This window comes from Bradyrhizobium sp. SZCCHNR1051, assembly GCF_032489615.1.
In the GTDB taxonomy this organism is placed as follows: domain Bacteria; phylum Pseudomonadota; class Alphaproteobacteria; order Rhizobiales; family Xanthobacteraceae; genus Bradyrhizobium.
In genome coordinates, this window is sequence record NZ_JAUEYJ010000027.1 from 83,604 (window position 1) to 108,127 (window position 24,524).

The following is a 24,524-nucleotide window of genomic DNA, read 5'->3' on the forward strand; positions in this document are numbered from 1 at the left end:
GCGACGGACGATTCGGACGCGCTGCCTGGCCAGAACGTGTTACTCGAACAATTGACCCGAGGTGCGGCGACGGCAGTCAGCCGATCCACAAGCGCTCAAGGTCGGGTCTGGAGAAACGAACATGAGGCGGGTTGTCGTCACTGGCCTTGGCATGGTTTCGCCGCTTGGCTGTGGTGTGGAAACGACCTGGCAGCGCATCCTTCAGGGCAAGAGCGGTGCGCGCTTGATCGAGTCGTTCGATGTCTCCGATCTTCCCGCCAAGGTGGCCTGTCAGGTGCCGCGCGGCGATGGCTCCGACGGCACCTTCAATGCCGACCAGTGGATGGAGCCGAAGGACCAGCGCAAGGTCGACGATTTCATCATTTTCGCGATGGCTGCGGCGCGTCAGGCGCTCGATGACGCCAACTGGCATCCGGCAACGGAAGAGGACCGCTGCGCCACCGGCACGTTGATCGGGTCCGGCATCGGTGGCCTCTCGGGCATTGCCGACACTGCGATCCTCCTGAAGGAGCGTGGTCCGCGCAAAGTGTCGCCCTTCTTCATTCCCGGACGTCTGATCAACCTCGCCTCGGGCTATGTCTCGATCGAGCACGGGCTCAAGGGCCCCAATCATTCGGTAGTCACCGCCTGCTCGACCGGCGCGCATGCGATCGGCGACGCCAGCCGACTGATCGCGCTCGGCGATGCCGATGTCATGGTCGCCGGCGGCACCGAATCGCCGATTTGCCGAATCGGCATGGCCGGGTTCTGCGCGGCGCGCACGCTGTCGACCGGATTCAACGAGACGCCCGAGCGGGCATCGCGCCCTTACGACAAGGACCGCGACGGCTTCGTGATGGGCGAGGGCGCCGGTGTGGTCGTGCTCGAGGAGTATGAGCACGCCAAGGCACGCGGCGCGCGGATCTACGCCGAAGTCTCCGGCTACGGACTGTCCGGAGATGCCTATCACATCACCTCGCCATCTCCGGACGGCGACGGCGGCTTTCGCAGCATGAGTGCCGCCTTGAAGCGTGCCGGCATCACGGCAGCCGATCTCGACTACATCAACGCCCACGGCACCTCGACGCAGGTCGGCGACGAGATCGAGCTCGGCGCCGTCGAGCGTCTGCTCGGCAATTCCGCGTCGAAGATCTCGATGTCCTCGACCAAATCGTCGATCGGTCATCTCCTGGGAGCTGCGGGCGCCGTCGAAGCGATCTTCAGCATTCTCGCGATTCGGGATAACATCGCTCCGCCGACGATCAACCTGGAGAACCCGTCGGTGGAGACCGCGATCGACCTCGTGCCGCATGCGCCTCGCAAACGCGAGATCAACGTGGCGCTGTCGAACTCGTTTGGTTTCGGCGGCACCAACGCGTCGGTGGTTTTGCGGCGCGTGGCGAACTAGTGCGGAAGGACGGATGCCGCTCGGGCCGATTGTCGCTTGGTCACGTGGATATCCGACTGCAGCCACACTAGAACCCAAGACTTCGCGTGTCCTTCGCAGGTCGGCCTTCGGCGCCGATGCGGTAAGTGGATGCGCATGGCGGTGAGGCCCGGCGAAAACACCTTTTCGCCGTATTCGATGACGACATGACGAATCGTTAAATTGGGCGTGGACTTCAGGTCGCTTGCGTTGGGGAGCGCACGGCCACGACGAGAGCGACAAGACTGAAGGTTGCATCGATGAGTGAACGGCCGCCCATCTCACCCCGCAGCCCGCGCGCAGCGCTGGAGCCGGAACGCGTGCCGCCGCCGCCGCGCCGCTCCGACCGCGCCCGCAATCCGTTCGTGGTGGTCGGCAATGCGATCATCACCTTGCTCATCCTGGCCATGCTCGGCGTGGGCGCGGCCTACTATTATGGACGGCAGATCCTCGAAGCGGCAGGACCGCTGCAGGAGGACAAGATCGTCAATATCCCGCAGCGCGCGGGTAAACGCGATATTGCCGACGTACTCGCGCGTGAAGGCGTGATCGACGTCAATCCGTGGATCTTCATTGGTGGGGTCTATGCCCTGAAGGCCAGTTCCGACCTCAAGCCGGGCGAGTATGCGTTCCAGAAGAATGCGTCGTTGCGCGACGTGATCGGCGTCATCGTCGAAGGCAAGGTCGTGCAGCATTCGGTGACCGTGCCCGAGGGCCTGACGTCAGAGCAGATCGTGGCCCGCCTGTCCGAAAACGAGATCTTCACCGGCAGCGTCCGCGAGATTCCGCGCGAAGGCACGTTGTTGCCGGAGACCTACAAGTTCCCGCGCGGCACCAGCCGCGATCAGGTCGTGCAACGCATGCAGCAGGCGCAGAAGCGGGTGTTGGCCGAGATCTGGGAACGGCGTAGTCCGGATCTGCCGGTCAAGACGCCGGAGCAGCTGGTGACGCTGGCTTCGATCGTCGAAAAGGAGACCGGCAAGCCCGACGAGCGCAGCCGGGTGGCCGCCGTATTCGTCAACCGGCTGAAGCAGAGGATCAAGCTGCAGTCCGATCCGACCATCATCTATGGTCTGGTTGGCGGCAAGGGCACGCTGGGCCGTCCGATCAAGCGCAGCGAGATCACCCAGCCGTCGCCCTACAACACTTATGTGATCGAGGGCCTGCCGCCGGGACCGATCTCCAACCCCGGCCGCGCCTCGCTGGAAGCGACGGCCAATCCGGCGCGCACGCGCGATCTCTATTTCGTCGCCGACGGCACCGGCGGCCATGCGTTCACTGAAACCTACGACCTGCACCAGAAGAACGTCGCCAAGCTCAGGGCGATGGAGCGGCAGACCCAGAACGACACCGTCGAGCCCGACGAGGCGCCGCCTGCCGTCGTGGGCGGCGCGGCCGATCCGGCGGCCGGAGCGGCGGCCCCACGGGCTCCCGCAGCGGCAAAGAAGCCGCCGGCCAACCGCGCCACCGGCGGAGTTGCACCGGGGGCCGCACCTGGCAATGGTGCTCGTCAGGGGGCGGCGCAGCCGAGCCCGCCGGTCGTTCAGCAATAATTTCCCACGCATATCGGCCGCGCAGAACCGGGCTTAACATTTGCCCAAAAGGCCGTAAGGTTCGCGCACTTTTGGCGGGGGCTGAGTCTGTCCTCGTTCCCAATGTGCCGGAGACATGGACGAAATGGCGCTGTCGAGCATGACCGGCTTTGCCCGTAGCCACGGAGCAAGCGGTCCCTACTCGTTCGAGTGGGAGTTGAAGTCGGTCAACGCCAAGGGATTGGACATCCGGGTGCGGTTGCCGCAGGGCTGGGACGAGGTCGAGGCCTTCGCCAAGAAGCGCGCAACGGAAATCCTGTCGCGCGGCACGGTCTATGCGAATCTCACCGTCAAGCGCACCGAGACCGGGTCGACGGTGCGAATCAACGAGGACGTGCTGGCTGCGGTGGTGAAGATGGCGAGCTCGCTTGCGGGCCGGATCGACGCGGTCGCACCGAGCATCGATGGGCTGTTGTCGATCAAGGGCGTGATCGAGGTAGCGGAGCCGGAGAGTGACGAGGCCGAGGACAAGGCCGCCAAGGAGGCGGCGATCGCGGCGTTCGAGACCGCGCTGAAGCATCTCGTCGAGATGCGCCGGCGCGAGGGCGACACACTCGGACAAATCCTCAATCAGCGCGTCGACGAGATCGAGGCGCTGGCGAAAAAGGCGGAGGCATCGCCGGGCCGCAAGCCCGAGGCGATCAAGGCGCGGCTGGCCGAGCAGGTGGCAGCCTTACTCGAGACCTCCGATCGTTTCGATCCCGATCGCCTGGCGCAGGAGGCGCTGCTGATCGCGGCCAAGGCCGACGTGCGCGAGGAGCTCGATCGCATTACCTCGCACATCGCGCAGGCGCGCGAGATGCTCGGCAAGGGCGGGCCTGTTGGCCGCCGGCTCGACTTCCTCGCCCAGGAATTCCATCGCGAGGTCAACACCACCTGCTCGAAGTCGAACGATATCGAGCTGACGAACATCGGCCTCGAGATGAAGACCGTGGTCGAGCAGTTCCGCGAACAGGTTCAGAATCTGGAGTGATCCATGGTGGCTCACGACGGAAGCTTCGATGGGGTCGAGCGGCGCGGCCTGATGTTCGTGCTGTCATCGCCTTCGGGGGCGGGCAAGACGACGCTGTCGCGCCTGCTGATCGAGCGCATGCCGGGCTTGCGGATGTCGGTATCGGCGACGACGCGTCCGATGCGCCCCGGTGAGATCGACGGCCGCGACTATCACTTCGTCGACCGGGCGCGCTTCGAGGACATGGCCAAGCGCAACGAGCTGCTCGAATGGGCCACCGTGTTCGACAACCGCTATGGCACGCCACGCGCGCCGGTCGAAGCGGCGCTCTCCGGCGGCCAGGATGTGCTGTTCGACATCGACTGGCAGGGCACGCAGCAACTGCGCGAGAAGGCGCGGCAGGACGTCGTCAGCGTGTTCATCCTGCCGCCGTCCGCCGCCGATCTCGAGAAGCGGCTGCATACGCGTGCGCAGGACTCCGATGAGGTCATACGCGGGCGCATGAGCCGCGCCAGTCACGAGATGAGCCATTGGGCGGAGTACGACTACATCGTCATCAACCGCAACGTCGACGATGCGTTTGCCGAGGTGCAGTCGATCCTCAAGGCAGAGCGCCTGAAGCGCGAGCGCCGGACCGGATTGACGACCTTCGTCCGCGAGTTGCAGCGCCAGCTCGAAAGCTGAGGCGCCTGTCACGCCCGTCGGCCGAGACGCGCCAGGATGTCCTGGATGCCGTCGAGCGACTCATCCTGCTGAATGTTGCGCGGCCGCGGCCGCAGCGCCGGCGGCCGCGGAATGAAGTCGAGCGGCGGGGTCGCCGGGTCCTCGAACGGCGTCGGCACGAACAGGGGGCGCTGCTGCTGCGGCCGCTGCGCCTGCGGTCTGTCGATGGGGAGCGCGGCGGGGATCGACGACCGCGATTCCAGGAGACTCATCAGTCGGGCCGCGGGATCATCATGCATGTGCGCGACGTTCTGCTGAGCCTCGACGGAGAACTCCTCGTGCTCCTCCTGCTGCGGCTCTGCCTCCAGCTCGTCTTCGGGCAATGAAAAGCGCGACTGCAGAAGGTTGATCAGCGCCGCCGCGGGATCGTCGAGCTCATCGTCTTCGGCGGCAGGGGCCTCCGACATCATCGCGGGTCCGGCCATGGCGATGTCATCGTCAGGCTGAGGGGCCGGTTGTCGTGCTGCATGCGCGCGAAGCGTCTCGATCAGTGCGGCCGCTGGATCGGCTGGTGCCGTCGACGGCGCGCGCGTGGGTTGATCGGGCATCGCGGGAACGGGCTGAGCGGCCGGCTGGCCGCCACGCAGACGGTTCGTCAGGTGTTGCGACGCCGGCGTGGTCTGGGGTGCCGCGTCCTCATGCGCTGGCGGAGCCGTCTCAGCGAGGACCGCTGCAGCCGGAGCATCGCCAGCCTCGCCGGGTTGCGTGGTACGCCGCTTGGCCGCGCGCGATACCAGCAGCGCGGCAATCACCTTGGCGGCGTCGACCGGGGCGCCGGCAGAGGGGGACGCGGCTTCGCTGCTGCGGGCCTTGCGCAGCGCCGACACGATTTCGCTGACGTCGACAGGGGCGGGTGGGGCGGCGCTCGTGGCAGCCTGCGTCGGTGGCGGGGCGGGTGGCGGCATCGGTGCGGCCGCCTGGACGCGGGTGGGATTCGCAGGTTCAACTCGCTGCGCAGCCGGCCAGGGCTCGGCGGGTGCGGTCGGCGCCGCATAGGTCGGCGAGCGTTGCGAGGCGGCTGCGGCACTCGCCTGGGCTGCTGCAATCTTGGTGGCAGTGGCCTGCGCCGCGGCCATCTGGGCAGCCGTCAGTTGTGCTTGCGCCGGAGCAGCAGGCGATGGGGTAATTGCGGCAACCGGCGATGGCTGCACGTTGGCCGCAGCGGCCTGTGCCCCGGAAGGCTCAGCCCGGCGCACCGCTGCGCGATCCACCAGCTCATCGACCGCCTGCCACACTGCGTCGGTGGACTGCGACCGTTGCATCTCCGCAGCCGCGTCCCGGTCGCGTCGGCGTGCGGCCACGGCCGGGTGATCCTGATGCTGGGGAGACGGCGCCGGTCGCTGTGCACGGGGGTCGATCTGGTCCGTTGAAGCGGACAGCCGCGCGCTGGCGAGGTCGAGCGCCGAAGCCGGCTGAGAGCCGCGGCTGCCGCCTGGATGGGATGGTGCCGCCGGCATGCTGCCGCGGTTCGCACGCATCCCGCCCTGCGGCGCCTTGGACCGTGGCTTCATGCGACCACGGCGCATCCGTACTGCGTCCGCGTGCCAGCTGCCGTTGCGCCGTTGCCGCCGTCCCATCCGGCTGAGCCGATAGAGCGCGCTCGCCAGCAGTCCTGAAATCGCGAGTGCGCCGATGACCACGAGCATGAGCACGTGGATGGGCGCTTCGGGCTTGCTCGGCTTGGGTGCGATGATCGGCCCGTCGGCAGCCGGCGCCGCATTCGCGTCCGGCTCCACATTGCCGTCGTCGGCCATCGCCGGCGGCGGCGCATCGGCTGCAATCGGGTCAGCCTGTTGCGGCGGGGCAGAGGGCCAGGGCGAGCTATCGAGGCTGCGCGGCAGGCTGGCGTCCGACGCCGTCAGCGTCGTCCGTGTGGCGAGGGTCTGCGGCTTCGGCGTGCCTCGCACGGCGAGATCGGTACGCAGCCGCGGCTGCGGCGCTTCTGCGAGGGCATCGCTGGTGCGAACGACCGGGCCATCAGTGCGTCTTGGCGTCAGTTTGGGTGGAGTGGGCTGGGCGAAGTCCCAGGGAGCCGGCTGCTGCGTCGTCCGTATCGGTGCCGCGGCGTCACGGGGGTTGCCGTTGGCGTCTTTCAGATACCAGCAACGCCGATTGGTGCCACGATCGAAACGATAGTACCAGCGTTGCGCGTCGGACTTCTCTCCCGTCGGCTCGGTCAGACATTCCTCCGCCGCCAAGACGACGCGCGGCAGCACGAGCACGACGGTGCCAGCGATTCCGGCAGCAATGGCAAATGCAACTCCTGCCGTTCGGCTTGCCATTGAAGACTCCGGATACGCTTACGCAACGGCGCGTTCTCGGAGACAAGTTGGGTGGCAATGAGCCGCAATTCCGGATTAATTCTGTCTCGATCCTTTCGTGTCCGAGTGCGGCTTTTTTCCCACAAGAGGGTTTGCATCGCGCCGCGATTTTGGCCGCGCTATCGCGCCAAATCGGTCACATCGGTGAAGATGGACCTGGTTTTTCACCCTCAGGGATCAAGGGCGTCACACCGACAACCTCTGCGTTTGTGGACAAATGATTGGCAGCAGCGGCGGCGGTGCAGCACCGCCGCCGCGTCCGATGTCGCAACAGGCGACGGATCAGTTCGTCAGCACCACACGTCCGACCACATGGCCGGCGCGCAGTGCATCGATCCACTTCTGTACGTCAGCCATCGGCTCCTCGCGCATCGGCGGCGGCTTGATCTTGCCGGCGCGCGCGAGCGCCATCAACTCGTGCGCCTCAGTCAGCGTGCCGACCATGAAGCCCTCGATGGTCATGCGCTTGTACACCCATTGAACCATCGGCAGGGTGAACTGGCCGCCCATCAGTCCGGAGACGACGATCTTGCCGCCGCGTGCGACGACGGACACCGCAAAGGCCATCGACTTCTCGTTGCCGGCGAAATCGACGACCTCGTCGAAGCCGCCCTCGGTCTCCTTGAGGATGCGCTTGATCACATCCGGCTCGGCCGGATCGTAGGCCGTCGCGGCGCCATTCTTCAGCGCGGTCTCGCGCGCGGCCGCCGAGAGGTCGGCCACCGAGATCGGTTGCTTGAACATCGCCTGCGCGAACGACAGGCCCATCATGCCGACGCCGCCGAGTCCGATCAGCAGCAAATTGCGCTGGCGCGGCCGATCCACGAGGCGCTTGAGCGCGCCATAGGCCGTTACGCCGGAGCACATCAGGGTCGCGGCCTGGTTGACCGGCAGCGGATCATACTCCAGCAGATATTTCGCGTCGGGCACCAGCACGTGGGTGGCGAAGCCGCCGTCGATGGAGACGCCGAGGAAGCGCTGCTTGGCGCACAAATTCTCGTCGCCATTGGCGCAATCGCGGCATTGGCCGCAGCCGATCCACGGAAACACTGCGCGGCGCGCGCCGATCAGCTCCTTCGGCACATCGGGTCCGACCTCGTCGACGACGCCGGCAATCTCGTGTCCGAGCGTGAAGGGCAGGGTCATGCCGCGTGTGGTGTCGAGTCGCTTGCCATTGCCGAGATCGGCATAGCCGTCCTGGATATGCAGGTCGGAGTGGCACAGGCCGCAGCGCTCGATGCGAACCAGAACTTCCCGGCCTTGCGGCTTCGGCGTCTCGACGATCGTCTCGCACAGCGGTGCATCGAACTTGACGAGCGACTGACGGCGCATCAACGCCATGATGAAACTCCCTGAAATGCTTGTTGATTAAGACTTGTTCTCGTTGCGACTATTGGTCAATTCGCGGGCCATGGCAACAAAGCCGGAAACCGGAATGGTCTCGGCGCGGCGGGTGGGATCGACGCCGGCGGCGGCCGCGAGCCGCACGGGATCCGCCGGCAGCGACTTCAGGCTCTGCCGCAGCATCTTGCGGCGCTGGCCGAAGGCGGCGGCCGCGACCTGCTCGAGCGCGCGGCGGTCGCATGGTTCGGGCGAAGGGCGCGGCACCAGCCGCACCACCGACGAGGTGACCTTCGGCGGCGGCACGAAGGCCGACGGCGAGATGTCGAACAGGATCTTGGTCTCGCAGCGCCAGTTGGCGAGCACGCCGAGCCGGCCATAGGCGTCCTCGTTCTCGCGCGCGACGATCCGCTCGGCGACCTCGCGCTGAAACATCAGCACCATCATGTCGTACCAGGGCGGCCACGGCTCTACGGAAAGCCAGCCGATCAAGAGATGCGTGGCGATGTTGTAGGGCAGGTTGGCGACGATCTTCGCCTTGGTGCTGCCGAGATAGGGCCGGACGTCGAAGGTGCGGGCGTCGGTGCAGACGATTTCGAGCCGCCCCGGATAGCGCGCAGCGATCGCCTGCAGCGCCGGGATCGCGCGCTCGTCGTGCTCGACCGCGATCACGTGGCGCGCGCCGAGCGCGAGCAGCGCCCGCGTCAGGCCTCCCGGGCCGGGGCCGATCTCCACCACCGTGGCGTCCTCAAGCGGACCCGCGGCGCGCGCGATCCGGGCGGTGAGATTGAGATCGAGCAGGAAGTTCTGACCGAGCGCCTTGCGCGCCGACAGCTGATGTTCGCGAATGACCTCGCGCAGCGGCGGGAGGTCGTCGATCGCGCTCATGACGACTGGCTGGCCATGCGCGCCGCGAGCTCGAGCGCCGCGATCAGGCTCGCCGGATTGGCGGTGCCCTTGCCGGCAATGTCGAAGGCCGTGCCGTGGTCGGGCGAGGTGCGGATGAAGGGCAGGCCGAGCGTCACGTTGACGCCCTCGTCGAACGCCAGAGTCTTGATCGGGATCAGTGCCTGATCGTGGTACATGCAGATGGCGCAGTCATAGGTCTTGCGCGCAGCTTCATGAAACATCGTGTCTGCCGGCAGCGGTCCCTTCACGTCGAGCCCGGCGTTGCGCAACGTCGCGATCGCCGGCGCGATGATCGTGTCCTCCTCGCCGCCGAGCGTGCCGTCCTCGCCCGCATGCGGATTGAGTCCCGACATGGCGATGCGGGGCCGCGCCACGCCGAAATAGCGACGCAGGCTCGCCGCGACGATTCGCGTCGTCGACGTGATCAGCGGGCTCGTCAGCTGTTCGATCGCATCGCGCAACGCGACGTGGATCGTCACCGGCACCACGGCGAGAACAGGCGACCACAGCATCATGACCGGCTGTGGCGTGGCTCCACCATCGGCGGCGAGCTCGGCGAGAAATTCGGTATGGCCGGGATGCGAGAAGCCGGCGCGGTAGAGGACGGCCTTGGCGATCGGGTTGGTCACGACGGCGCTGGCGCGTCCGGCCCTCACGTCGGCCACGGCCTCCCGGATCGAGCCGATGGCCGCCTCGGCACTCGTCATGTCCGGGCGGCCCGGCAGGGCCGTCACGGCGTGCCCGGTGGAGACCACGGGCAGCGCGGTCGCAAACGCCTGCGCCGCTTGTTCGGGACGAACCTCGTCCACAGTGACGGGGAGGTCGAGCAGCTTGGCGCGCTGAGCCAGGAAGGCCGGATCACCGCGCACGTAGAAGGCGGGGAGTCCGAGCTCGGTGCGGCGCAGCCACGCTTGCAGGGTGATGTCGGGGCCGATGCCTGCCGGTTCCCCCAGGGTCAGCGCGAGCGGCTTCGTCATCAGCGATATTCGATCATCGCCGCCTTGCGGACTTCCTGCAGATAGGCCTTGGAGGTGGCCTCGTATTTCTTGGTATACATCTGCTCCTTGATCTCGCGCTTCTTCGGCGTGTCGATCGTGGTCGGAGTCCGCGAGCAGAGCGCCACCATCTGAATGCCCTGCCGTGTCGCTTCCGGCGGAGTCAGGTGGCCGATCGGCGTGTCATCGAGCAGCTTGCGCAGATTCGGCGGAATGTCGGCGGACGTCTTGACGACGATCTCCTTGATGACCGCATTCGCCGTCGTCTTGAAGATGTTGTTGGCTTCGGCGCAGGTCTGCACCCGTGAGCGCAGCGCCTCCGCCTCCTTGTGACGTGCTTCCATCAAGCCCTGGTTCGAGGAGTTCGACACGATCAGCACGATCGGCTGCATCTTGTACTCGAACGCTTGGCCCTGCTGATCGCCGTCGCCGCCGGCGGCGGCGACAGCCGCGGCGACGTCCTTGTCGGAGACGAGCAGCCGCTCCTTGTAGCGGCCGCGCACCAGGCTGCTCCAGACGATCTCGGCCTTGATGCGGGCCTTCAGCGTCTCCGGCCGCACGCCCTGGCTCTCCAGCGATTTGGTCAACTGTTCCGGGTTGAGCCGCATGCGAGAGCCCATGCCGGCAAACGACTGGTCGACGTCGGAGGCAGTCGGCTCGACGCCGTACTTCTTGCCCTCCTTGATCTTCACCTTGTCGTCGATCAGCTCGTCGATGATCTCCTGGCGGGACTGATGCTTGCGAGTGCTCAGGAAGTTCAGCTTGGTGCGCTGCTCGATGTCATAGTCGGTGATGGGATCGCCATTGACCATGACGACGATGCTCTGAGCGCGAGCCGACATCGTTCCGATGCCGCAGACGAGTGCGGCAAGAGTGCAGATGGCCAGGGCCCGAAGGCGAGGAGAGAACGCGATCGTCATGACCAAGCTTCGCTGTCGCTATTGATCCAACTGGAAACCGCGCCACGGCTCCCGACGAGGGACTTTCGAACCCCACGGAGCGGCCCGTCGGAGACTGGCGCGCGCTACTGAAGGCCCCCAGCCCCGGTTCCCGTGGACGAGGAATTGGCCAGCGTCCGGAGTCCGATCTGGAGCATATAGGCATGGCTCAGAACGGGGGGAGTGGTGCCTGCCGTATAATTATACGACGTTACATAGTTGGCGGCCAGCACGAAACAATCATCCACATAGCCGGCGCCGATCACATACTGGTTGATCTTGTTGGCTGCCAGATCCCAGCGCGCTGCACCCGTGACGACCCAGTTCGGCGCCACCTTGACCGAGCCGCTGCCGAGGATGCCCTCACGCCGGTCGAGATAGCCGAGCGCCGGATCGGCGGCATAGTTGCCGTAGGTCAGCGCCACCGACCAGCGGTCGAAGTTCGCCTTGGCTTCCGCCTCGAAGCGCTGGATGTTCAGGGTCTGCTGGTCGAACCGGCTGCGCATGCTGAACGTGTAGGTGCGGTTCGGCGAGTAATCGACACGCGCCACGTAGTCCGAGACGTTCTTGTCCAGGCCGGAGCCGATGGCGGTGTTGTTGGCATCCTGCACCGCGAACGAGTTCATCCCGAACAAATGGTAGGACTGGCCGAACAGCACGTTGATGGTGCCGCCGCGGTCGAACTGCGTCGTCGCCTGGACGCCGACATTGGCGCGGCCGCCGCCCTCGACGCGGTCGTAGCCGGAGAACTTGTCGACGCTGAACAGGTTGCTGGCGTCGAACACCATGCTCTGGGCGTCCTCGTTCGGCAGCCGGCCGGCATAGGTCTCGTTGGGACGGATGATCACTTGCGCGATCGGCTCGATCGTCGTCGTGCCCCACGGCTGAACGTTGATGAACGGGTAGCGATATTCGAGGCCGACCGTCGGCATCAGCCGCAGCGCCTGGGTGTCGCCGGTCTGCAGGAAGTTGCCCACGCCCGGCTGGTTCGAGACGTTGGCGTTGATCGCATCCGCGCGCAGGATCGCGAACGGCGTCCAGATCTGGCCGTAGGGATCGGTGAACGAGCGCCGCCACTCCGCCTGCGCAGTCAGGCGGGTGTAGGTGCCGGGCGTGGCGCGCAGCAGGCATCGCGCGCGCGTCGCCGGATCGGCGGAATTGATGGCGCACAGGCCATTGGTGTTGGCCGTGGTCGTGATCGGGTCGAACACCGCCGTCTGGCGGCTCAGATTGACGAAATTGGTCTTGTAGCTGAACTCGCCGCCGAACACGGGGTAGTTCAGCACGTTCGAGTAATCCAGCACCGGATAGACCACCGGCACGGTCTGCTGGTTGCCTGAGAAGCTCAGATAGTGGATCGCCCGGACGTCGAAGAAGCTGCGGCTGCCGACGCCGGTCAAATACAGCTGCGAGATCGCCTCGGTCGGGAGGCTCATGAACGAGTTGAACGGGTCGCGGTACTGCGCCAGCCGGTAATCCGACAGGAACATGTAGTCGGACAGCAGGATGCCGTCCCAGCCCCAGACCCACTTGTCGTTGAGCGCGAACTGGCCCTTGGTGTCGACGCCGCCGCGGAACTGGCGATCGCCCGGCTGGCCGGCGAAGGCCTTGCGGTCGAGCTGATCGATGCCGTACAGGCGCACCTGATAGCCGCCATTGCTGAGGCGCTGGCGGAACTCGGTCTGCAGCAGCACGCCCTGCTTGGAGGTGATGCGCGGCGTGAAGGTCGCGTCGTAATCCGGCGCGATCGCCCAGTAATAGGGGATGTCGACGCCGAAGCCGTAGCCGCCGGTCTGGGTGATGCCGGGCATCAGGAAGCCGCTCTTGCGCTTCACGGTCGGATCGGGCGTCGAGAAGTAGGGGATGTAGGCCAGGGGAACGCCGAAGAACTCGAGCTGGGCGTTCTCGAAATACAGCATCTTCTCGGTCTGGTCGTGGATGATGCGCGCACCCTTGACCTGCCACAGCGGCGGCTTCTTCGGGTCGTCCTTGCAAGGCGCGCAGGCGGTGTACACGCCGTTCTCGAAGACGGTGTAATTCCCCTTGGAGCGGTCGGCGCGGGTCGCCGCCATCCGCGTCTGATCCTCGGTCTCGACGCGCAGCGAATCGACGAAGCCGTCACGATAATCGTCGGACAGGTCGAGGCTGTTGGCGTAGGTGATCTTGCCGTCGGCGTCGGTCATGCGGATGTTGCCTTCCGCATGCAGACGCTTGGTCTTCTGGTCGTAGATCACCCGGTCGGCCTCGACCGAGGTGCCGTTGTAGAACAGCTGCACGTTGCCGACCGCCGACACGCGCGAGTTGTTGTAGTCGTAATCGACCTCGGTCGCCTGCACCAGCATCTGGTTGTCGTTGGCGACGCGCGGCGGTGGCGCCTTGGGCGGGCGCGGATTGTAGGTGAAGCCCTGCGCGGCGGCAGGACTCGGCGCCACGAACCCGGTCGCAGCCGCAACCATCAGGCCGAGCCCGCAGGCCAAAACGAATCCAAGCACGCCAGACCCGGCGCGACGCACGCGCACGCAACCGCGGCGCGCAACGGCATGCTGCCGAAGCGCGGCGAGCGCTGTCTGACGGACGGCAACGAACGACACTAGCCGTCCTCCTGGTAGAGCAAAGCCATGAAACCGGTGAGGCCGCCGACGAACACCGGCAACCACGCCGCAGCGATCGGATTCATCAACTCAGCCTTGCTCAAATCTTCAGTTACTTTCGACAGAACGTAGAGCAGAAACCCGGCGCCCACGCCACTCAAAACCATTTTCTGTACGCCACCCATTCGGAAGAACCTGAGCGACACGGACGCAGCCAGCATGACCATCGCAGCCAGCAAAAACGGCTGCGCGATCAGCTTATGATACTGCAGTCGGTACCCCGCGGTCGCGAAGCCTGAGCTCTCCGACGAACGGATGTATGTCGGCAGTTGCCAAAACGACACAGTTTCGGGGGTGGAGAAGCTGTTTCGGACCTGCGCCGGCGTCAGGCTGGTCGGAAGAATGAACGTCGGTTCGTCGACAGGGGGCGCATCGAGGGAGAATCGGCGCACCGAGCGGAAGACCCACCGGCCTTCTTCGAGGGTCGCCTCGCGGGCTTCGATTCGCTCCTTGAAGTGCTTGTCCGTATCAAAACGGAACAGGGTCAGTCCGGTCAGGCGGACGCCCTGCTGCTCGCTGCGGGCGGCATTGATGATCACGGAGCCGTCCGGGTTGATCTGGTTGAGCCAGAAGCCGGCCGCATCCTGCACGCCGCCGCCGGGGGCCGCGCCGAACAGCTCGGCCTCCATGCGCTTGGAGAGTTCGCGCAGATTGGCCGACATCGGGTTGTAGAGGGTCGTGGCCATCAGCCCGAGCACGATGGCGCTTGCCAGCGCCGGCGCGATGAACTGCCAGGCGGAGACCCCGGCTGCGCGCGCCACCACGAGTTCGAGCCGGCGCGACAGTGCGAGATAGCAGGTCATGGCGCCGATCAGGACGCAGAACGGCATCATCTTCTCGAGCAATTGCGGCACCCGGAACAGCGACGTTTCCGCCACCATCAGCGCCGAGGCGGAGGCGAGCCCGGAGGTCTTGCGCACCATCTCGATGTAGTCGACGAGCACGAGCAGGATGAAGATGCTCGCGAACACGCCGACCGCCGAGACCAGGAAGCGGCCGGCGAAATAGCGCCCGAGTGTGTTGGTGACCATGCTCATGCGGTGGCCGGCCTTCCGAACAGGCGTGCGATCCGCGCGTTCGAGCGGTTGATGGCTTCCATCAGCCGCGCCGGCGGCTCGACCACCACGCCGCCGATGATGATCCAGATGCTGAGGCCGAGCACGCCGAACAGCATGAGGTACTGCACCAGCGCCGCCATCGGCGTCTTCACCGTCATGACCGAGCAGGCGAAGCCCGCCATGCGCACGCCGAAGACGGCGAGGATCGCGCTGCCGAACGAGAAGTTGCGGCTCTGGCGTGTCGTCCGCGGCGCGCCCAGGAATGCGAAGGTGAGGGCTGCGAAGGCGAACGGATAGATCGGCGCCAGGAAGCGGTCGTGCAATTCCTGCCGGAATTGTCCCGGGATCTGCTTGTAGATCGGATCGTTCTCGGCGGGGGCCATCAGCTCCCAGAGATAGCGCTCGCGGATGCCGAGCGTGACGTCGCGGCCCTGATTCGAAAACTTCGACATGTCGAAGGCGTAGCGGGCGAACGCGACCATCGCCGGCTCGCGCTTGCCGAGCTCGAAGCGTTCCAGATTGCCGTCCTCGAGCACCAGGAACGAGCCGTCGGCATTCTTCACGACGGTGCCCTTCTCGGCGATGATCGTGATTCGCTCCTTGGGGTCGCGGCGGTCGTCGATCAGGATGCCGGACAGCTCACCGCCGGGTTGGCGCTCGCGGATCCGGATGGTCAGGTTCTGGTCGAGCTGCGCGAACCGTCCGGGCTGCAGGATGTTGGCGAGCACGTCGGCGGTGATCTCGGCATCCCACTGCTTGATCCGGCGCAGGCCGTCGGGGGCGAAGAAGGCGGCGATCACCGTCACCAGCACGGCCACCGCGCAGGTGGCATAGGCGAACGGCACGAACAGCCGGATCGGCGACATGCCGGCCGCGTTCATGACGATGATCTCCGAATCGGTCGCGAGCTTGTTCAGCGTATGCGAGACCGCGATCATCAGCGCAATTGGCGCGATGACGCCGAGCAGGGAAGGAATCACGAGCCCGGTGATGCCGAGGAAGGTCAGGATCGTCTGGCCCTGGCTGGTCATCAGGTCGATGCCGCGCAGCGCCTGCGTAATCCAGATCACGCCGGTGAGGCTGATCAGGACCAATGCGAACGACGCCAGCGTCGTGCGAAAGATGTACCTGTCGATGGACCCCATCGTCTGCGCTCGATCCCCAATCAGCAGTCCCGGAACGAGCGCTGCAGCCCCCCTTGAAACGGGTCCCCCAAGGCCGCTGTCGCCGTGACGTTCCAAGAGCAGTGAATATCATTACCATCTCGTTGATCCGTCGACAAAATGGCTGTGGCGTGGCGCCCCGAAAATACGGTCAAAATTTCATGATTGTGACTGGCCCGCCACGCGGCGCTTGGCAGCCGCGGCCCGGGCAGGTCATACTGCTGCCAAGTTGGGTTCCGAACTGCCGCCATCCGCGTCTGGTCCTTGAGGTTTTCGGCCGGACGTGGCGGCCCATCACGTCGAAATTTGGAGGATTGCTTGATGTCCGACGCCGTCAAGGTCGGCTTCGTCCCGCTATCGACCGCCCCGCGTGGCATCGTGGTGGCGTTCTGCGATGATACCCTGCGACTTGGAGTCGCGACCGAGAAGGCGCTCGGGGGAGCCTCGGACCTGATCAAGCGCGCGGCCGGGGCAGCCCGGTTCAAGGGCAAGGATGGCGCGGTGCTGGACCTGCTGGCTCCTGAGGGAATCAAGATTCAGCGCTTGATCGTCATTGGCACCGGCAAGGGCTCAGACCTCAAGGACAAGGATTTTCTTAAATACGGCGGCACTTTAGCCGGAAAGCTGAACTCCGGAACTGAAGCGGTCGCGGTGCTGGCCGAGTTGCCTTCGGGACCGCTGTTGCCGGATCAGGTCAGCTCGCTGGCCGCCGGGATCCGGCTGCGGGCGTATCGGTTCGATCGCTACAAAACCAAGAAGAAGGACGAGGAGGGCGCCGTCAGCGCCAATGTCTCGATCGCCGTGGCGGATGCCGCGGCGGCCAAGAAGGCGTTCGCGCCGCGGTCCCACGTCACTGACGGGGTGATACTGGCGCGCGATCTCGTCAACGAGCCGCCGAACGTGCTCTACCCGGAGGAGTTCGCCAAGCGCGCCGCCGCCTTGCGCAAGCTCGGCGTCACCGTCGAGATCCTCGACGTGCCTGCGATGAAGAAGCTCGGCATGGGCGCGCTGCTCGGCGTCGGCCAGGGCTCGGCACGGCCGAGCCGCACCGTCGTGATGCACTACAATGGCGGCAAGCGCGGCGAGCAGCCGGTCGCCTTCATCGGCAAGGGCGTGTGCTTCGACACCGGCGGCATCTCGATCAAGCCGGCCGGCTCGATGGAGGACATGAAGGGCGACATGGGCGGCGCGGCCTGCGTGGTCGGCCTGATGCATGCACTCGCCGCACGCAAGGCCAAGGCCAACGTGATCGGCGCCATCGGCCTGGTCGAGAACATGCCGGACGGCAACGCCCAGCGTCCGGGCGACATCGTCACCTCGATGTCGGGCCAGACCATCGAGATCATCAATACCGATGCCGAGGGCCGGCTCGTGCTCGCCGACGTGCTCTGGTACGTCGCGACCAAGTTCAAGCCGAAGTTCATGATCGACCTGGCAACCTTGACCGGAGCGATCATGGTCGCGCTCGGCACCGATCATGCCGGCCTCTTCACCAACAATGATGATCTCGCCGACAAGCTGTTCAAGGCGGGGCAGGAGACGGGTGAGAAGGTCTGGCGCATGCCGCTCGGCCACGAATACGACAAACTGATCGATTCGCAGTTCGCGGACATGAAGAATACCGGTGGACGCCATGGCGGCTCGATCACTGCTGCGCAATTCCTGCAGCGCTTCGTCAACGACACGCCGTGGGCGCATCTCGACATCGCCGGCACCGCGATGGGCGCGCCGAAATCGGAGATCAACCAGAGCTGGGGATCGGGCTATGGCGTCCGGCTGCTCGACCGGCTGGTGTGGGATTCGTACGAATCCAAATCCGACGCCAAGGCTGAAGCCAAGTCCGGCGCCAAGGCGTGACGTGGGACGATGACAGAAGTCCTGTTCTACCATCTGCAGAACATGACCATTGAAGGCGTGCTGCCGCCGCTGCTCGAGAAGTCGCTCGAGCGCGGTTGGCGCGTCGTGGTGCAGTCGACGTCGGAGGAGCGCGCGGATGCGCTCGATGCGCATCTGTGGACCTATCGCGACGATTCGTTTCTGCCGCATGCCACCTGGCGGGTGGCCGATGTGGCCGACCAGCCGATCGTGCTCGCGGTGGAAGAGAGCAATCCCAACGGCGCAAACGTCCGTTTCCTCGTGGACAACGCGCCGCTGCCATCGGACTCGCACAGCTACGAGCGCATGGTGCTCGTATTCAACGGCGATGATGCGGACGCGCTCGCGGCTGCGAGATCGGCGTGGACCGATTGCAAATCGCGAGGATTCGAGGTCACCTACTGGCAGGCGGATGAGCGGGGGCGTTGGCAGCGCCGGCAATGATGCGGAAGTCCGTGAAGCGCCAATGATGGCAGCGCGGCGCGATTCATGATAAACTGCTGATTTACCGGCAGAGCGTTGGCAAAGCCACGAACGTGCCGCAAAGTGATGTTGGGACAACACATTAGAGTGTCCACAGGTTGCAATTCAGCAAGGTTCATCGTGCGAGACCACAACAAACAGCTGACGCGCGCTCTGGCGTTCCTTGTGCTTGCCCCGGTCGTCGCCGGATGCTCGAGCACGCCCGATTTCCTGTCCAAGGACGCCGAGTGGTTCAACCGGCCGCAGCGCCTGTTCATCAGGAACATCTCGATCGACGCGCCGCCGCTGACGCCGGATAAGCCGGTCACGGCTGAGGACCTTGTAAGCGCCGAAGGCGCGTGCCCGGGCATGGCGCCTGCGGCCGGTGCTGCGGGCGCGAACGCGCTGGCGAATGATCCCGCCGCCGCAACGCCAGCCGTCGGCGGCACCGTCGCACTCGGCCATACCGAATGCGACGTGGTGCGCGGCATCGGTGCACCCGACAACGTCAACATCTCGAGCAATGGCGGTGAGCGCGTGGCCACGGTGACCTGGCTGCGCGGCGCGCGCTCCGGCGTCTACACGTTCAGCTCCGGCCGCCTGACCTCGGTCGAGCGAGCGCCCGATCCGGGACCCACGCCGAAGACGGCCAAGCCGAAGGCGAAGAAGCGCGCGACCTGAGTGTGCGCTGAAGTTGCCGAGAGAGTAGTTCGTCGGACGAACATTGGTTCGTCGCGGATTGCTCGATCAGCCGGTTGCCTCGTCATACAACGTGCTCGCTTCCAGCCATTGCTCCTCGGCGCGCGCCAGCGCGTCGGCGGCATTGGCCCGTGCCTTCGACAATTGCGCCGCCTGTTTCGGGTCGCGTGTGAAGATGTCGGGCAGCGACAGCGCGCCGTCGATCTTGGCGATGATCCCGGTGATGCGGGCGATCTCGGCTTCGACCGCCGTGATCTTCTGCTTCAGCCCGCTCCGTCTGTTGTCGACGCGCGGCCGCTCCGCTTTCTCGGTCACCTGCGGACGTTCGGTCTCTCGTGTGCCGGCGCCGCTGCGTGACGACAGGACCATGCGCCGGTAGTCATCGAGATCGCCATCGTAGGTCTTCACCGTGCGGTCGGCGACGACCCAGAGGCGGTCGGCGCAGGCCTCGATCAGATAGCGGTCGTGCGAGACCATGATCACGGCGCCGGGAAATTCGTTGATCGCTTCGGCGAGCGCGGCGCGGCTGTCGATGTCGAGATGGTTGGTCGGCTCGTCCAGGATGATCATGTTGGGGCCGAAGAAGGTCGCGAGCCCGAGCAGCAGCCGCGCCTTCTCGCCGCCCGACAGGCTCTTCACCAGCGTGTCGGCGGCCTTGCCGGAAAACCCGATCGCGCCGGCGCGCGCGCGTACTTTCGACTCCGGTGCGTCACCCATCAGCTTGCGCACGTGACTATACGGCGATCCGGTCTCGTCCAGCTCATCGAGCTGGTGCTGGGCGAAATAGGCGATCGACAGCTTGTCGGCGCGCGTGACCTTGCCGGAGAACGGCGCGAGCCGTCCGGCCAGCAGCTTCACCAGCGTGGACTTGCCATTGCCGTTGGCGCCGAGCAATGCGACGCGGTCGTCATTGTCGATGCGTAAGGTGACGCGGTTGAGCACCGGTTGCGCGGGGTCGTAGCCGACCGAAGCGTTGTCGACCGCGATGATCGGCGGCGACAACAGTCGCTCCGGTGCGGGGAACGTGATCTCGTGCACGTCCTGGGTGACGAGCGCGGTGATCGGCTTCATCCGCTCCAGCATCTTGACGCGGGACTGCGCCTGGCGCGCCTTCGAGGCCTTGGCCTTGAAGCGCTCGACGAAGGCCTGCAGCCGCGCGCGCTCCGCTTCCTGGCGCTTGACCGCCTTGGCATCGAGCATCTCGCGGGTGGCGCGCTGCTCCTCGTAGGAGGAGTAGCTGCCGCGGTACAGCGTGAGCTTGCAACGGTCGAGATGCAGGATCTGGTCGACGGAGGTTTCCAGCAGATCGCGGTCATGGCTGATCACGATCACCGTGCGCGGATAGTGCGCCAGATGATCCTCGAGCCACAGCGTGCCCTCGAGGTCGAGATAGTTGGTCGGCTCGTCCAGCAGGAGCAGGTCGGGTGCGGCGAACAGCGTGGCCGCGAGGGCGACCCGCATGCGCCAGCCGCCGGAGAATTCGGCGCAGGCTCGCGCCTGATCCGCGGCGGAAAATCCGAGGCCGCTGAGAATCGCGGCCGCGCGCGCCGGGGCGGAATGCGCGTCGATGTCGACGAGGCGGGTCTGGATCTCGGCGATACGGTCTGCGTCATGGGCGGTCTCGGCCTCGTGCAGCAGCGCGTGCCGCTCGAGGTCGGCCCGGAGAACCACCTCGATCAGGCTTTCGGGCCCGCTCGGGGCTTCCTGGGCCAGGCTGCCGATGCGCCACCGCGGCGGCACGCTGATGCTGCCGGTCTCCAGCGACAGTTCGCCGCGGATCGCTTTGAACAGGGTGGACTTGCCGGTGCCGTTGCGGCCGACCAGCCCGACGCGCGCGCCCGGCGGAATCTGCACCGAGCTCTGGTCGATGAGAAGCCGTCCGGCGAGGCGGATGGAAATGTCGGTGATGGAAAGCATGCGCGCCTTGTCACCGCGCGCGCGGCCAAAGGCAACCGCTTTGTCGCGGTCTCAGCGGCCGGATAGGCTCGTCCCGGCCTCGTCGCGCTTGCGCAACTCGTTCATCAGGTCCGCAAGGGAAGCTGGCAGGTGAGAGCCGTCCGGCGGCAGGCTGCGTTGCAGGCGCTCGCCGACGGCCTCGCAGATCGATCGGCTGGTCTTGCGATCGAGAGCCTCGCTGAAATTGGCGGTGCGGCCAGACATGACGGAATTCCACGAGCAGTTGCAGGACGATGCCGTAACAAGTCGTGGCCGCTCGATTTGTTTCCGGCTCCTGACCGGAATACCCCGAAATCAGGTTGAAACTGCACAAAAAAAGCCCCGGCGTGGGGGAGACGCCGGGGCGATGCGAATTCGGTGCGGCGGGGGGCGGGTGCCGCGCCGAGGCTCGTATCAATAGCAGCGGTTGATCAGGCGCCAGCGCGGTCCCCACGGGGTCGGAACCACGCGGCGCACATAGCAGCCTCCATAGCCGTAGCTGTAGGCCGGGCCGCCGACGAAGAAGCGGGGACCGTAGAACGGACGGTGCCAACCGCCATGCCAGCCGCCTCCGTGCCAACCACCGCCATGCCAGCCACCGTGCCAGTGAGCCGAGGCGGCGGTCGGGGCGAGGGCGGCTGCGCCGAGGGCAACGGCGGCCGCCGCGATGAGGGAGAGTTTGCGCAACATGATCGTCTCCTGGATGACAGCGTTGGAGGCGCCGAAATTGTCCGACGGATGAGGCTGGGAGAGGGCGGCCACCGGAACGCTGCTGGCTCGTCCTCGCCCGATACCGAACACGTTAAGACATGACAGCTGAATGATGGTCGCACGAACCCTTCAGGCTATGTTCAGAAACGTGAAATTGTCGTAAGGCGTTGCGCCTCCGGGCTGGGTCCCGGTCGCTTGCCGTCGACCAATCGCGTCGATATAAGCCCGCAACCCACCCAAATCCCGCACCTCCAAGGACGACATCATGGCGATTGAGCGCACCTTTTCGATTATCAAGCCCGACGCGACCGAGCGTAACCTCACCGGCGCGATCAATGCGCTGATCGAGAAGGCCGGCCTGCGCATCGTGGCTCAGAAGCGGATCCGCATGACCCGCGACCAGGCCGAGACCTTCTATGCCGTGCACAAGGCGCGGCCGTTCTTCGGCGAGCTGGTCGATTTCATGATCTCCGGCCCGGTCGTCGTCCAGGTCCTCGAGGGCGAAGGAGCCATCCTGAAGTACCGCGACGTGATGGGCGCGACCGATCCGTCGAAGGCCGCCGACGGCACCATCCGCAAATCGCATGCGAAGTCGATCGGCGAGAACTCGGTGCATGGCTCGGATGCCGCCGAGACGGCTGCGGTCGAGATCGCGCAGTTCTTCGCCGGCAACGAGATCGTCGGCTGAGCCATGATCGCTGCGGCGGAGCCTCGCTCCGCCGCATGCCGACGTGCTCAATCTTCGTTGAACCGATCTGAAAGGCTTGGCCGTGAACTGGCTGTCGCAACTCGCTGATCCCGCCACTTTCGGCCATTTGCTCGCTCAATTCGAGGCCGACCTGCAGAGCCCGGGCTTCTGGCTCGCGCTCGGCAAGATCGTCTGGATCAACGTGCTGTTGTCGGGCGACAATGCGCTGGTCATCGCGCTCGCCTGCCGCGGCCTGCACGGCAAGCATCGCGTCTGGGGCATGGTGGCCGGCTCCGGCATTGCCGTCGCACTGCGCATCGCCTTTACCGGCATCGTCGCCACCCTGATGGCGCTGCCCTACCTGAAGCTGATCGGCGGGCTGGCGCTGATCGTGATCGCCGCCAAGCTGCTGGTGCCCGAGGACGAGAACGACGAGATCGCAGCCGGCACGACGCTGTGGCATGCGGTCCGCATCGTCGCGCTTGCCGACCTCGTGATGAGCCTCGACAACGTGATCGCGGTGGCTGCGGCCGCGAACGGCCAGGCGTCCCTGCTGATCATCGGCCTCGCCATGAGCATCCCGCTGATCATCGCGGGCGCCGCGCTGATCATGCTTGTGCTCGATCGGGTCCCGCTGCTGGTCTGGCTCGGCGCGATGTTGCTCGGCTGGGTGGCCGGCGAGGTGATCGCGACCGATCCCGCGATCGAGCCGATGCTGCACCATCTCCTCGACGGCACCGTGGTCATCAACATCGAGGCGACCTCGGCGCTGTTCGCCGGCAAGACCAATCTCGCGAGCCACGTCGATGTCATGGAGACGCTGATGTCGCTGATCGGCGCCGGTGTGGTGCTGATCGCCGGCTCGATCTGGCGCGGCCGCGCGCTGCAGCGTCAGGCCGAGAGCGAGCTGGTGCCGGCGCGCGGCGTCGATCTGCCGTAGCTGATCGTCAGGACGCGTCGCGTCCGACCGGGCGGCGTCAGGACTCCGCATCCAGCCGATCGAGGAATTCGCGAACGGTGTGGACCGATCCCGTGGCGGCTGGCTGGTAGCCGGGCAGGGCAGCGACGGCGCGATGGAATTCGTCGCCCTTCATCACCTCAAGCACCCGCCGCATCGGGTCGGTTTCCAGAAACGATTTATGGCAGGCGAAGAAATAGTCCTCGGTGAGGATACGGATGAAGTCGAGCCCGAACTGCCGCGCGGCGGCCTCGACGCCGAAGCAGACGTCGGCCATGCCGCTCGCGACATAGGCGGCGACGGCTGCGTGGGTGAACTCGATCTGCTGCGCGCCATTGATGCGCGCTTCATCGATGCCTTGTGACGCGAGCAACTGATCGAACACCAGGCGGGTGCCGGAATCATGATCGCGATTGACGAAGCGCGCCCTGCCGTCGGCAAGATCGGCCAATAAACGGATGGACAGCGGATTGCCGCGCTTGACCATCAGCCCCATTTCACGGGTCACGAAGCTGATGACGCAGTCCTGCTTGGGATCAAGCCAATCCCTGCAGGCCTGGATGTTCTGGGCACGCAGCTCGCCGCGCGGCAGATGCAGTCCCGACAGGTCGCATTCGCCTTGCGCCAGCGACGCCAGCGAATGCTGGCTGCTGACATAGCGGACATCGACCCCGACGCCTGGCTCGCGATCCAACAGCTCGCGCAGCTTGGCGACGGCAAAGCCGTGGCTGGCGTGAACGCGGATCACGCCGGGATGCGGCTGCAGGAACGGCTTGATCTCGGTCACCAGCTCCTGCGCCAGATTGTCGAGCTGCGGGCCGAGGCGGGCGTGCATGCGCTCGCCGGCCCAGACCATCTTGTCTCCGAACGTGGTGAGCTTCGATCCCTTGCCGCGCTGGGTCTCGACCAGCGGCACGCCGAAGAATTCAGACCACTGCTCGATCAGATTCCAGACGTGACGATAGGACAGATGCGCGTCGCTGGCCGCGCTGGTGATCTTACCCGTCCTCCTGATTTCGCTGAGCACGCGGAGCATCACGACGATGCTCTGCGGGCCGTCGTCCTTGTAGAAACGCCAGACAGGTTCGATCGCGATCCGCAACATCAGGGCCTACTTGTGAAGTCGGCTTCATATGACCGCCGGCCAT

General features: G+C 65.7%; 21 protein-coding genes. 9 read left to right on the forward strand and 12 right to left on the reverse strand.

What is annotated here, in order from left to right; all coding sequences use genetic code 11:
• Positions 1–121 precede the first annotated feature (121 nt).
• From fabF to gmk, 4 genes are all read left to right on the forward strand, one after another.
• A complete protein-coding gene (fabF, locus tag QW868_RS28880) occupies positions 122–1,387 on the forward strand; it encodes a beta-ketoacyl-ACP synthase II (protein ID WP_315739400.1) in 1,266 nt (421 codons plus the stop codon).
• A gap of 278 nt (positions 1,388–1,665) precedes the next feature.
• On the forward strand, positions 1,666–2,958 hold the full coding sequence (mltG, locus tag QW868_RS28885) for an endolytic transglycosylase MltG (RefSeq protein ID WP_316232114.1): 1,293 nt from the start codon (positions 1,666–1,668) through the stop codon (positions 2,956–2,958).
• Between the two features lie 124 nt (positions 2,959–3,082).
• A complete protein-coding gene (locus tag QW868_RS28890; protein ID WP_316232132.1) occupies positions 3,083–3,970 on the forward strand; it encodes a YicC/YloC family endoribonuclease in 888 nt (295 codons plus the stop codon).
• 3 nt (positions 3,971–3,973) lie between these two features.
• Positions 3,974–4,633, forward strand: a complete 660-nt coding sequence (gene gmk / locus QW868_RS28895; RefSeq protein WP_315755742.1) for a guanylate kinase — start codon at positions 3,974–3,976, stop codon at positions 4,631–4,633.
• 8 nt (positions 4,634–4,641) lie between these two features.
• Here gmk and QW868_RS28900 read toward each other — a convergent pair whose 3' ends face one another.
• The 8 genes from QW868_RS28900 to lptF form a co-directional block, all read right to left on the reverse strand.
• Positions 4,642–6,894: a hypothetical protein gene (locus QW868_RS28900; protein WP_316232115.1), complete on the reverse strand. Its 2,253-nt coding sequence runs from the start codon at positions 6,892–6,894 to the stop codon at positions 4,642–4,644.
• A gap of 381 nt (positions 6,895–7,275) precedes the next feature.
• Positions 7,276–8,334, reverse strand: a complete 1,059-nt coding sequence (locus tag QW868_RS28905; RefSeq protein WP_316232116.1) for an alcohol dehydrogenase — start codon at positions 8,332–8,334, stop codon at positions 7,276–7,278.
• A gap of 27 nt (positions 8,335–8,361) precedes the next feature.
• Positions 8,362–9,222 carry a 16S rRNA (adenine(1518)-N(6)/adenine(1519)-N(6))-dimethyltransferase RsmA gene (gene rsmA / locus QW868_RS28910; protein ID WP_316182527.1) on the reverse strand — a complete coding sequence of 287 codons (861 nt, stop codon included), beginning with the start codon at positions 9,220–9,222 and terminating at the stop codon, positions 8,362–8,364.
• Complete coding sequence (pdxA, locus tag QW868_RS28915) at positions 9,219–10,220, reverse strand: 4-hydroxythreonine-4-phosphate dehydrogenase PdxA (protein WP_315777488.1); 1,002 nt, start codon at positions 10,218–10,220, stop codon at positions 9,219–9,221. Before pdxA ends, rsmA begins: the two co-directional genes overlap by 4 nt.
• Positions 10,220–11,158 (reverse strand): SurA N-terminal domain-containing protein, encoded by a 939-nt coding sequence (locus tag QW868_RS28920; RefSeq protein ID WP_315739408.1) that lies wholly within the window; start codon positions 11,156–11,158, stop codon positions 10,220–10,222. The genes pdxA and QW868_RS28920 overlap by 1 nt, the downstream gene beginning before the upstream one ends.
• 104 nt (positions 11,159–11,262) lie before the next feature.
• Positions 11,263–13,767 carry an LPS-assembly protein LptD gene (locus QW868_RS28925; protein WP_316232117.1) on the reverse strand — a complete coding sequence of 835 codons (2,505 nt, stop codon included), beginning with the start codon at positions 13,765–13,767 and terminating at the stop codon, positions 11,263–11,265.
• Positions 13,767–14,864, reverse strand: coding sequence for an LPS export ABC transporter permease LptG (lptG, locus tag QW868_RS28930; RefSeq protein ID WP_315739410.1), 1,098 nt, complete (start codon positions 14,862–14,864; stop codon positions 13,767–13,769). The genes QW868_RS28925 and lptG overlap by 1 nt, the downstream gene beginning before the upstream one ends.
• Positions 14,861–16,030 (reverse strand): LPS export ABC transporter permease LptF, encoded by a 1,170-nt coding sequence (gene lptF, locus QW868_RS28935; protein ID WP_315739411.1) that lies wholly within the window; start codon positions 16,028–16,030, stop codon positions 14,861–14,863. Before lptF ends, lptG begins: the two co-directional genes overlap by 4 nt.
• 339 nt (positions 16,031–16,369) lie before the next feature.
• Here lptF and QW868_RS28940 point away from each other — a divergent pair, with 339 nt between their 5' ends.
• From QW868_RS28940 to QW868_RS28950, 3 genes are all read left to right on the forward strand, one after another.
• Positions 16,370–17,905, forward strand: a complete 1,536-nt coding sequence (locus tag QW868_RS28940; RefSeq protein ID WP_316232118.1) for a leucyl aminopeptidase — start codon at positions 16,370–16,372, stop codon at positions 17,903–17,905.
• A 9-nt stretch (positions 17,906–17,914) separates the two neighbouring features.
• On the forward strand, positions 17,915–18,367 hold the full coding sequence (locus QW868_RS28945; RefSeq protein WP_315739413.1) for a DNA polymerase III subunit chi: 453 nt from the start codon (positions 17,915–17,917) through the stop codon (positions 18,365–18,367).
• A 204-nt stretch (positions 18,368–18,571) separates the two neighbouring features.
• On the forward strand, positions 18,572–19,066 hold the full coding sequence (locus tag QW868_RS28950) for a hypothetical protein (RefSeq protein ID WP_316232133.1): 495 nt from the start codon (positions 18,572–18,574) through the stop codon (positions 19,064–19,066).
• Positions 19,067–19,132: 66 nt separating this feature from the next.
• Here the strand turns inward: QW868_RS28950 and QW868_RS28955 are convergent, their stop codons facing one another.
• The 3 genes from QW868_RS28955 to QW868_RS28965 form a co-directional block, all read right to left on the reverse strand.
• Positions 19,133–21,001 carry an ABC-F family ATP-binding cassette domain-containing protein gene (locus tag QW868_RS28955; protein ID WP_315813234.1) on the reverse strand — a complete coding sequence of 623 codons (1,869 nt, stop codon included), beginning with the start codon at positions 20,999–21,001 and terminating at the stop codon, positions 19,133–19,135.
• Between the two features lie 51 nt (positions 21,002–21,052).
• Positions 21,053–21,244: a hypothetical protein gene (locus tag QW868_RS28960; protein WP_315739415.1), complete on the reverse strand. Its 192-nt coding sequence runs from the start codon at positions 21,242–21,244 to the stop codon at positions 21,053–21,055.
• 189 nt (positions 21,245–21,433) lie between these two features.
• Entirely contained in the window at positions 21,434–21,709 is a 276-nt protein-coding gene (locus QW868_RS28965) for a sulfur globule protein precursor (RefSeq protein ID WP_315739457.1), read from the reverse strand.
• Positions 21,710–21,995: 286 nt separating this feature from the next.
• Here QW868_RS28965 and ndk point away from each other — a divergent pair, with 286 nt between their 5' ends.
• Positions 21,996–22,418, forward strand: coding sequence for a nucleoside-diphosphate kinase (gene ndk / locus QW868_RS28970; RefSeq protein ID WP_315739416.1), 423 nt, complete (start codon positions 21,996–21,998; stop codon positions 22,416–22,418).
• An 82-nt stretch (positions 22,419–22,500) separates the two neighbouring features.
• Positions 22,501–23,358 (forward strand): TerC family protein, encoded by an 858-nt coding sequence (locus QW868_RS28975; protein ID WP_315780470.1) that lies wholly within the window; start codon positions 22,501–22,503, stop codon positions 23,356–23,358.
• A 37-nt stretch (positions 23,359–23,395) separates the two neighbouring features.
• Here QW868_RS28975 and QW868_RS28980 read toward each other — a convergent pair whose 3' ends face one another.
• Entirely contained in the window at positions 23,396–24,481 is a 1,086-nt protein-coding gene (locus tag QW868_RS28980; protein WP_316232119.1) for a substrate-binding domain-containing protein, read from the reverse strand.
• Positions 24,482–24,524 lie beyond the last annotated feature (43 nt).

What these genes read in the sequence shown, in the direction of transcription:
- fabF (WP_315739400.1), top strand. Translation starts at nt 122, where the DNA reads ATGAGGCGGGTTGTCGTCACTGGCCTTGGCATGGTTTCGCCGCTTGGC.
- mltG (WP_316232114.1), top strand. Translation starts at nt 1,666, where the DNA reads ATGAGTGAACGGCCGCCCATCTCACCCCGCAGCCCGCGCGCAGCGCTG.
- QW868_RS28890 (WP_316232132.1), top strand. Translation starts at nt 3,083, where the DNA reads ATGGCGCTGTCGAGCATGACCGGCTTTGCCCGTAGCCACGGAGCAAGC.
- gmk (WP_315755742.1), top strand. Translation starts at nt 3,974, where the DNA reads ATGGTGGCTCACGACGGAAGCTTCGATGGGGTCGAGCGGCGCGGCCTG.
- QW868_RS28905 (WP_316232116.1), bottom strand. Translation starts at nt 8,334, where the DNA reads ATGGCGTTGATGCGCCGTCAGTCGCTCGTCAAGTTCGATGCACCGCTG.
- rsmA (WP_316182527.1), bottom strand. Translation starts at nt 9,222, where the DNA reads ATGAGCGCGATCGACGACCTCCCGCCGCTGCGCGAGGTCATTCGCGAA.
- pdxA (WP_315777488.1), bottom strand. Translation starts at nt 10,220, where the DNA reads ATGACGAAGCCGCTCGCGCTGACCCTGGGGGAACCGGCAGGCATCGGC.
- QW868_RS28920 (WP_315739408.1), bottom strand. Translation starts at nt 11,158, where the DNA reads ATGACGATCGCGTTCTCTCCTCGCCTTCGGGCCCTGGCCATCTGCACT.
- lptG (WP_315739410.1), bottom strand. Translation starts at nt 14,864, where the DNA reads ATGAGCATGGTCACCAACACACTCGGGCGCTATTTCGCCGGCCGCTTC.
- lptF (WP_315739411.1), bottom strand. Translation starts at nt 16,030, where the DNA reads ATGGGGTCCATCGACAGGTACATCTTTCGCACGACGCTGGCGTCGTTC.
- QW868_RS28940 (WP_316232118.1), top strand. Translation starts at nt 16,370, where the DNA reads ATGTCCGACGCCGTCAAGGTCGGCTTCGTCCCGCTATCGACCGCCCCG.
- QW868_RS28945 (WP_315739413.1), top strand. Translation starts at nt 17,915, where the DNA reads ATGACAGAAGTCCTGTTCTACCATCTGCAGAACATGACCATTGAAGGC.
- QW868_RS28955 (WP_315813234.1), bottom strand. Translation starts at nt 21,001, where the DNA reads ATGCTTTCCATCACCGACATTTCCATCCGCCTCGCCGGACGGCTTCTC.
- QW868_RS28960 (WP_315739415.1), bottom strand. Translation starts at nt 21,244, where the DNA reads ATGTCTGGCCGCACCGCCAATTTCAGCGAGGCTCTCGATCGCAAGACC.
- QW868_RS28965 (WP_315739457.1), bottom strand. Translation starts at nt 21,709, where the DNA reads ATGTTGCGCAAACTCTCCCTCATCGCGGCGGCCGCCGTTGCCCTCGGC.
- ndk (WP_315739416.1), top strand. Translation starts at nt 21,996, where the DNA reads ATGGCGATTGAGCGCACCTTTTCGATTATCAAGCCCGACGCGACCGAG.
- QW868_RS28980 (WP_316232119.1), bottom strand. Translation starts at nt 24,481, where the DNA reads ATGTTGCGGATCGCGATCGAACCTGTCTGGCGTTTCTACAAGGACGAC.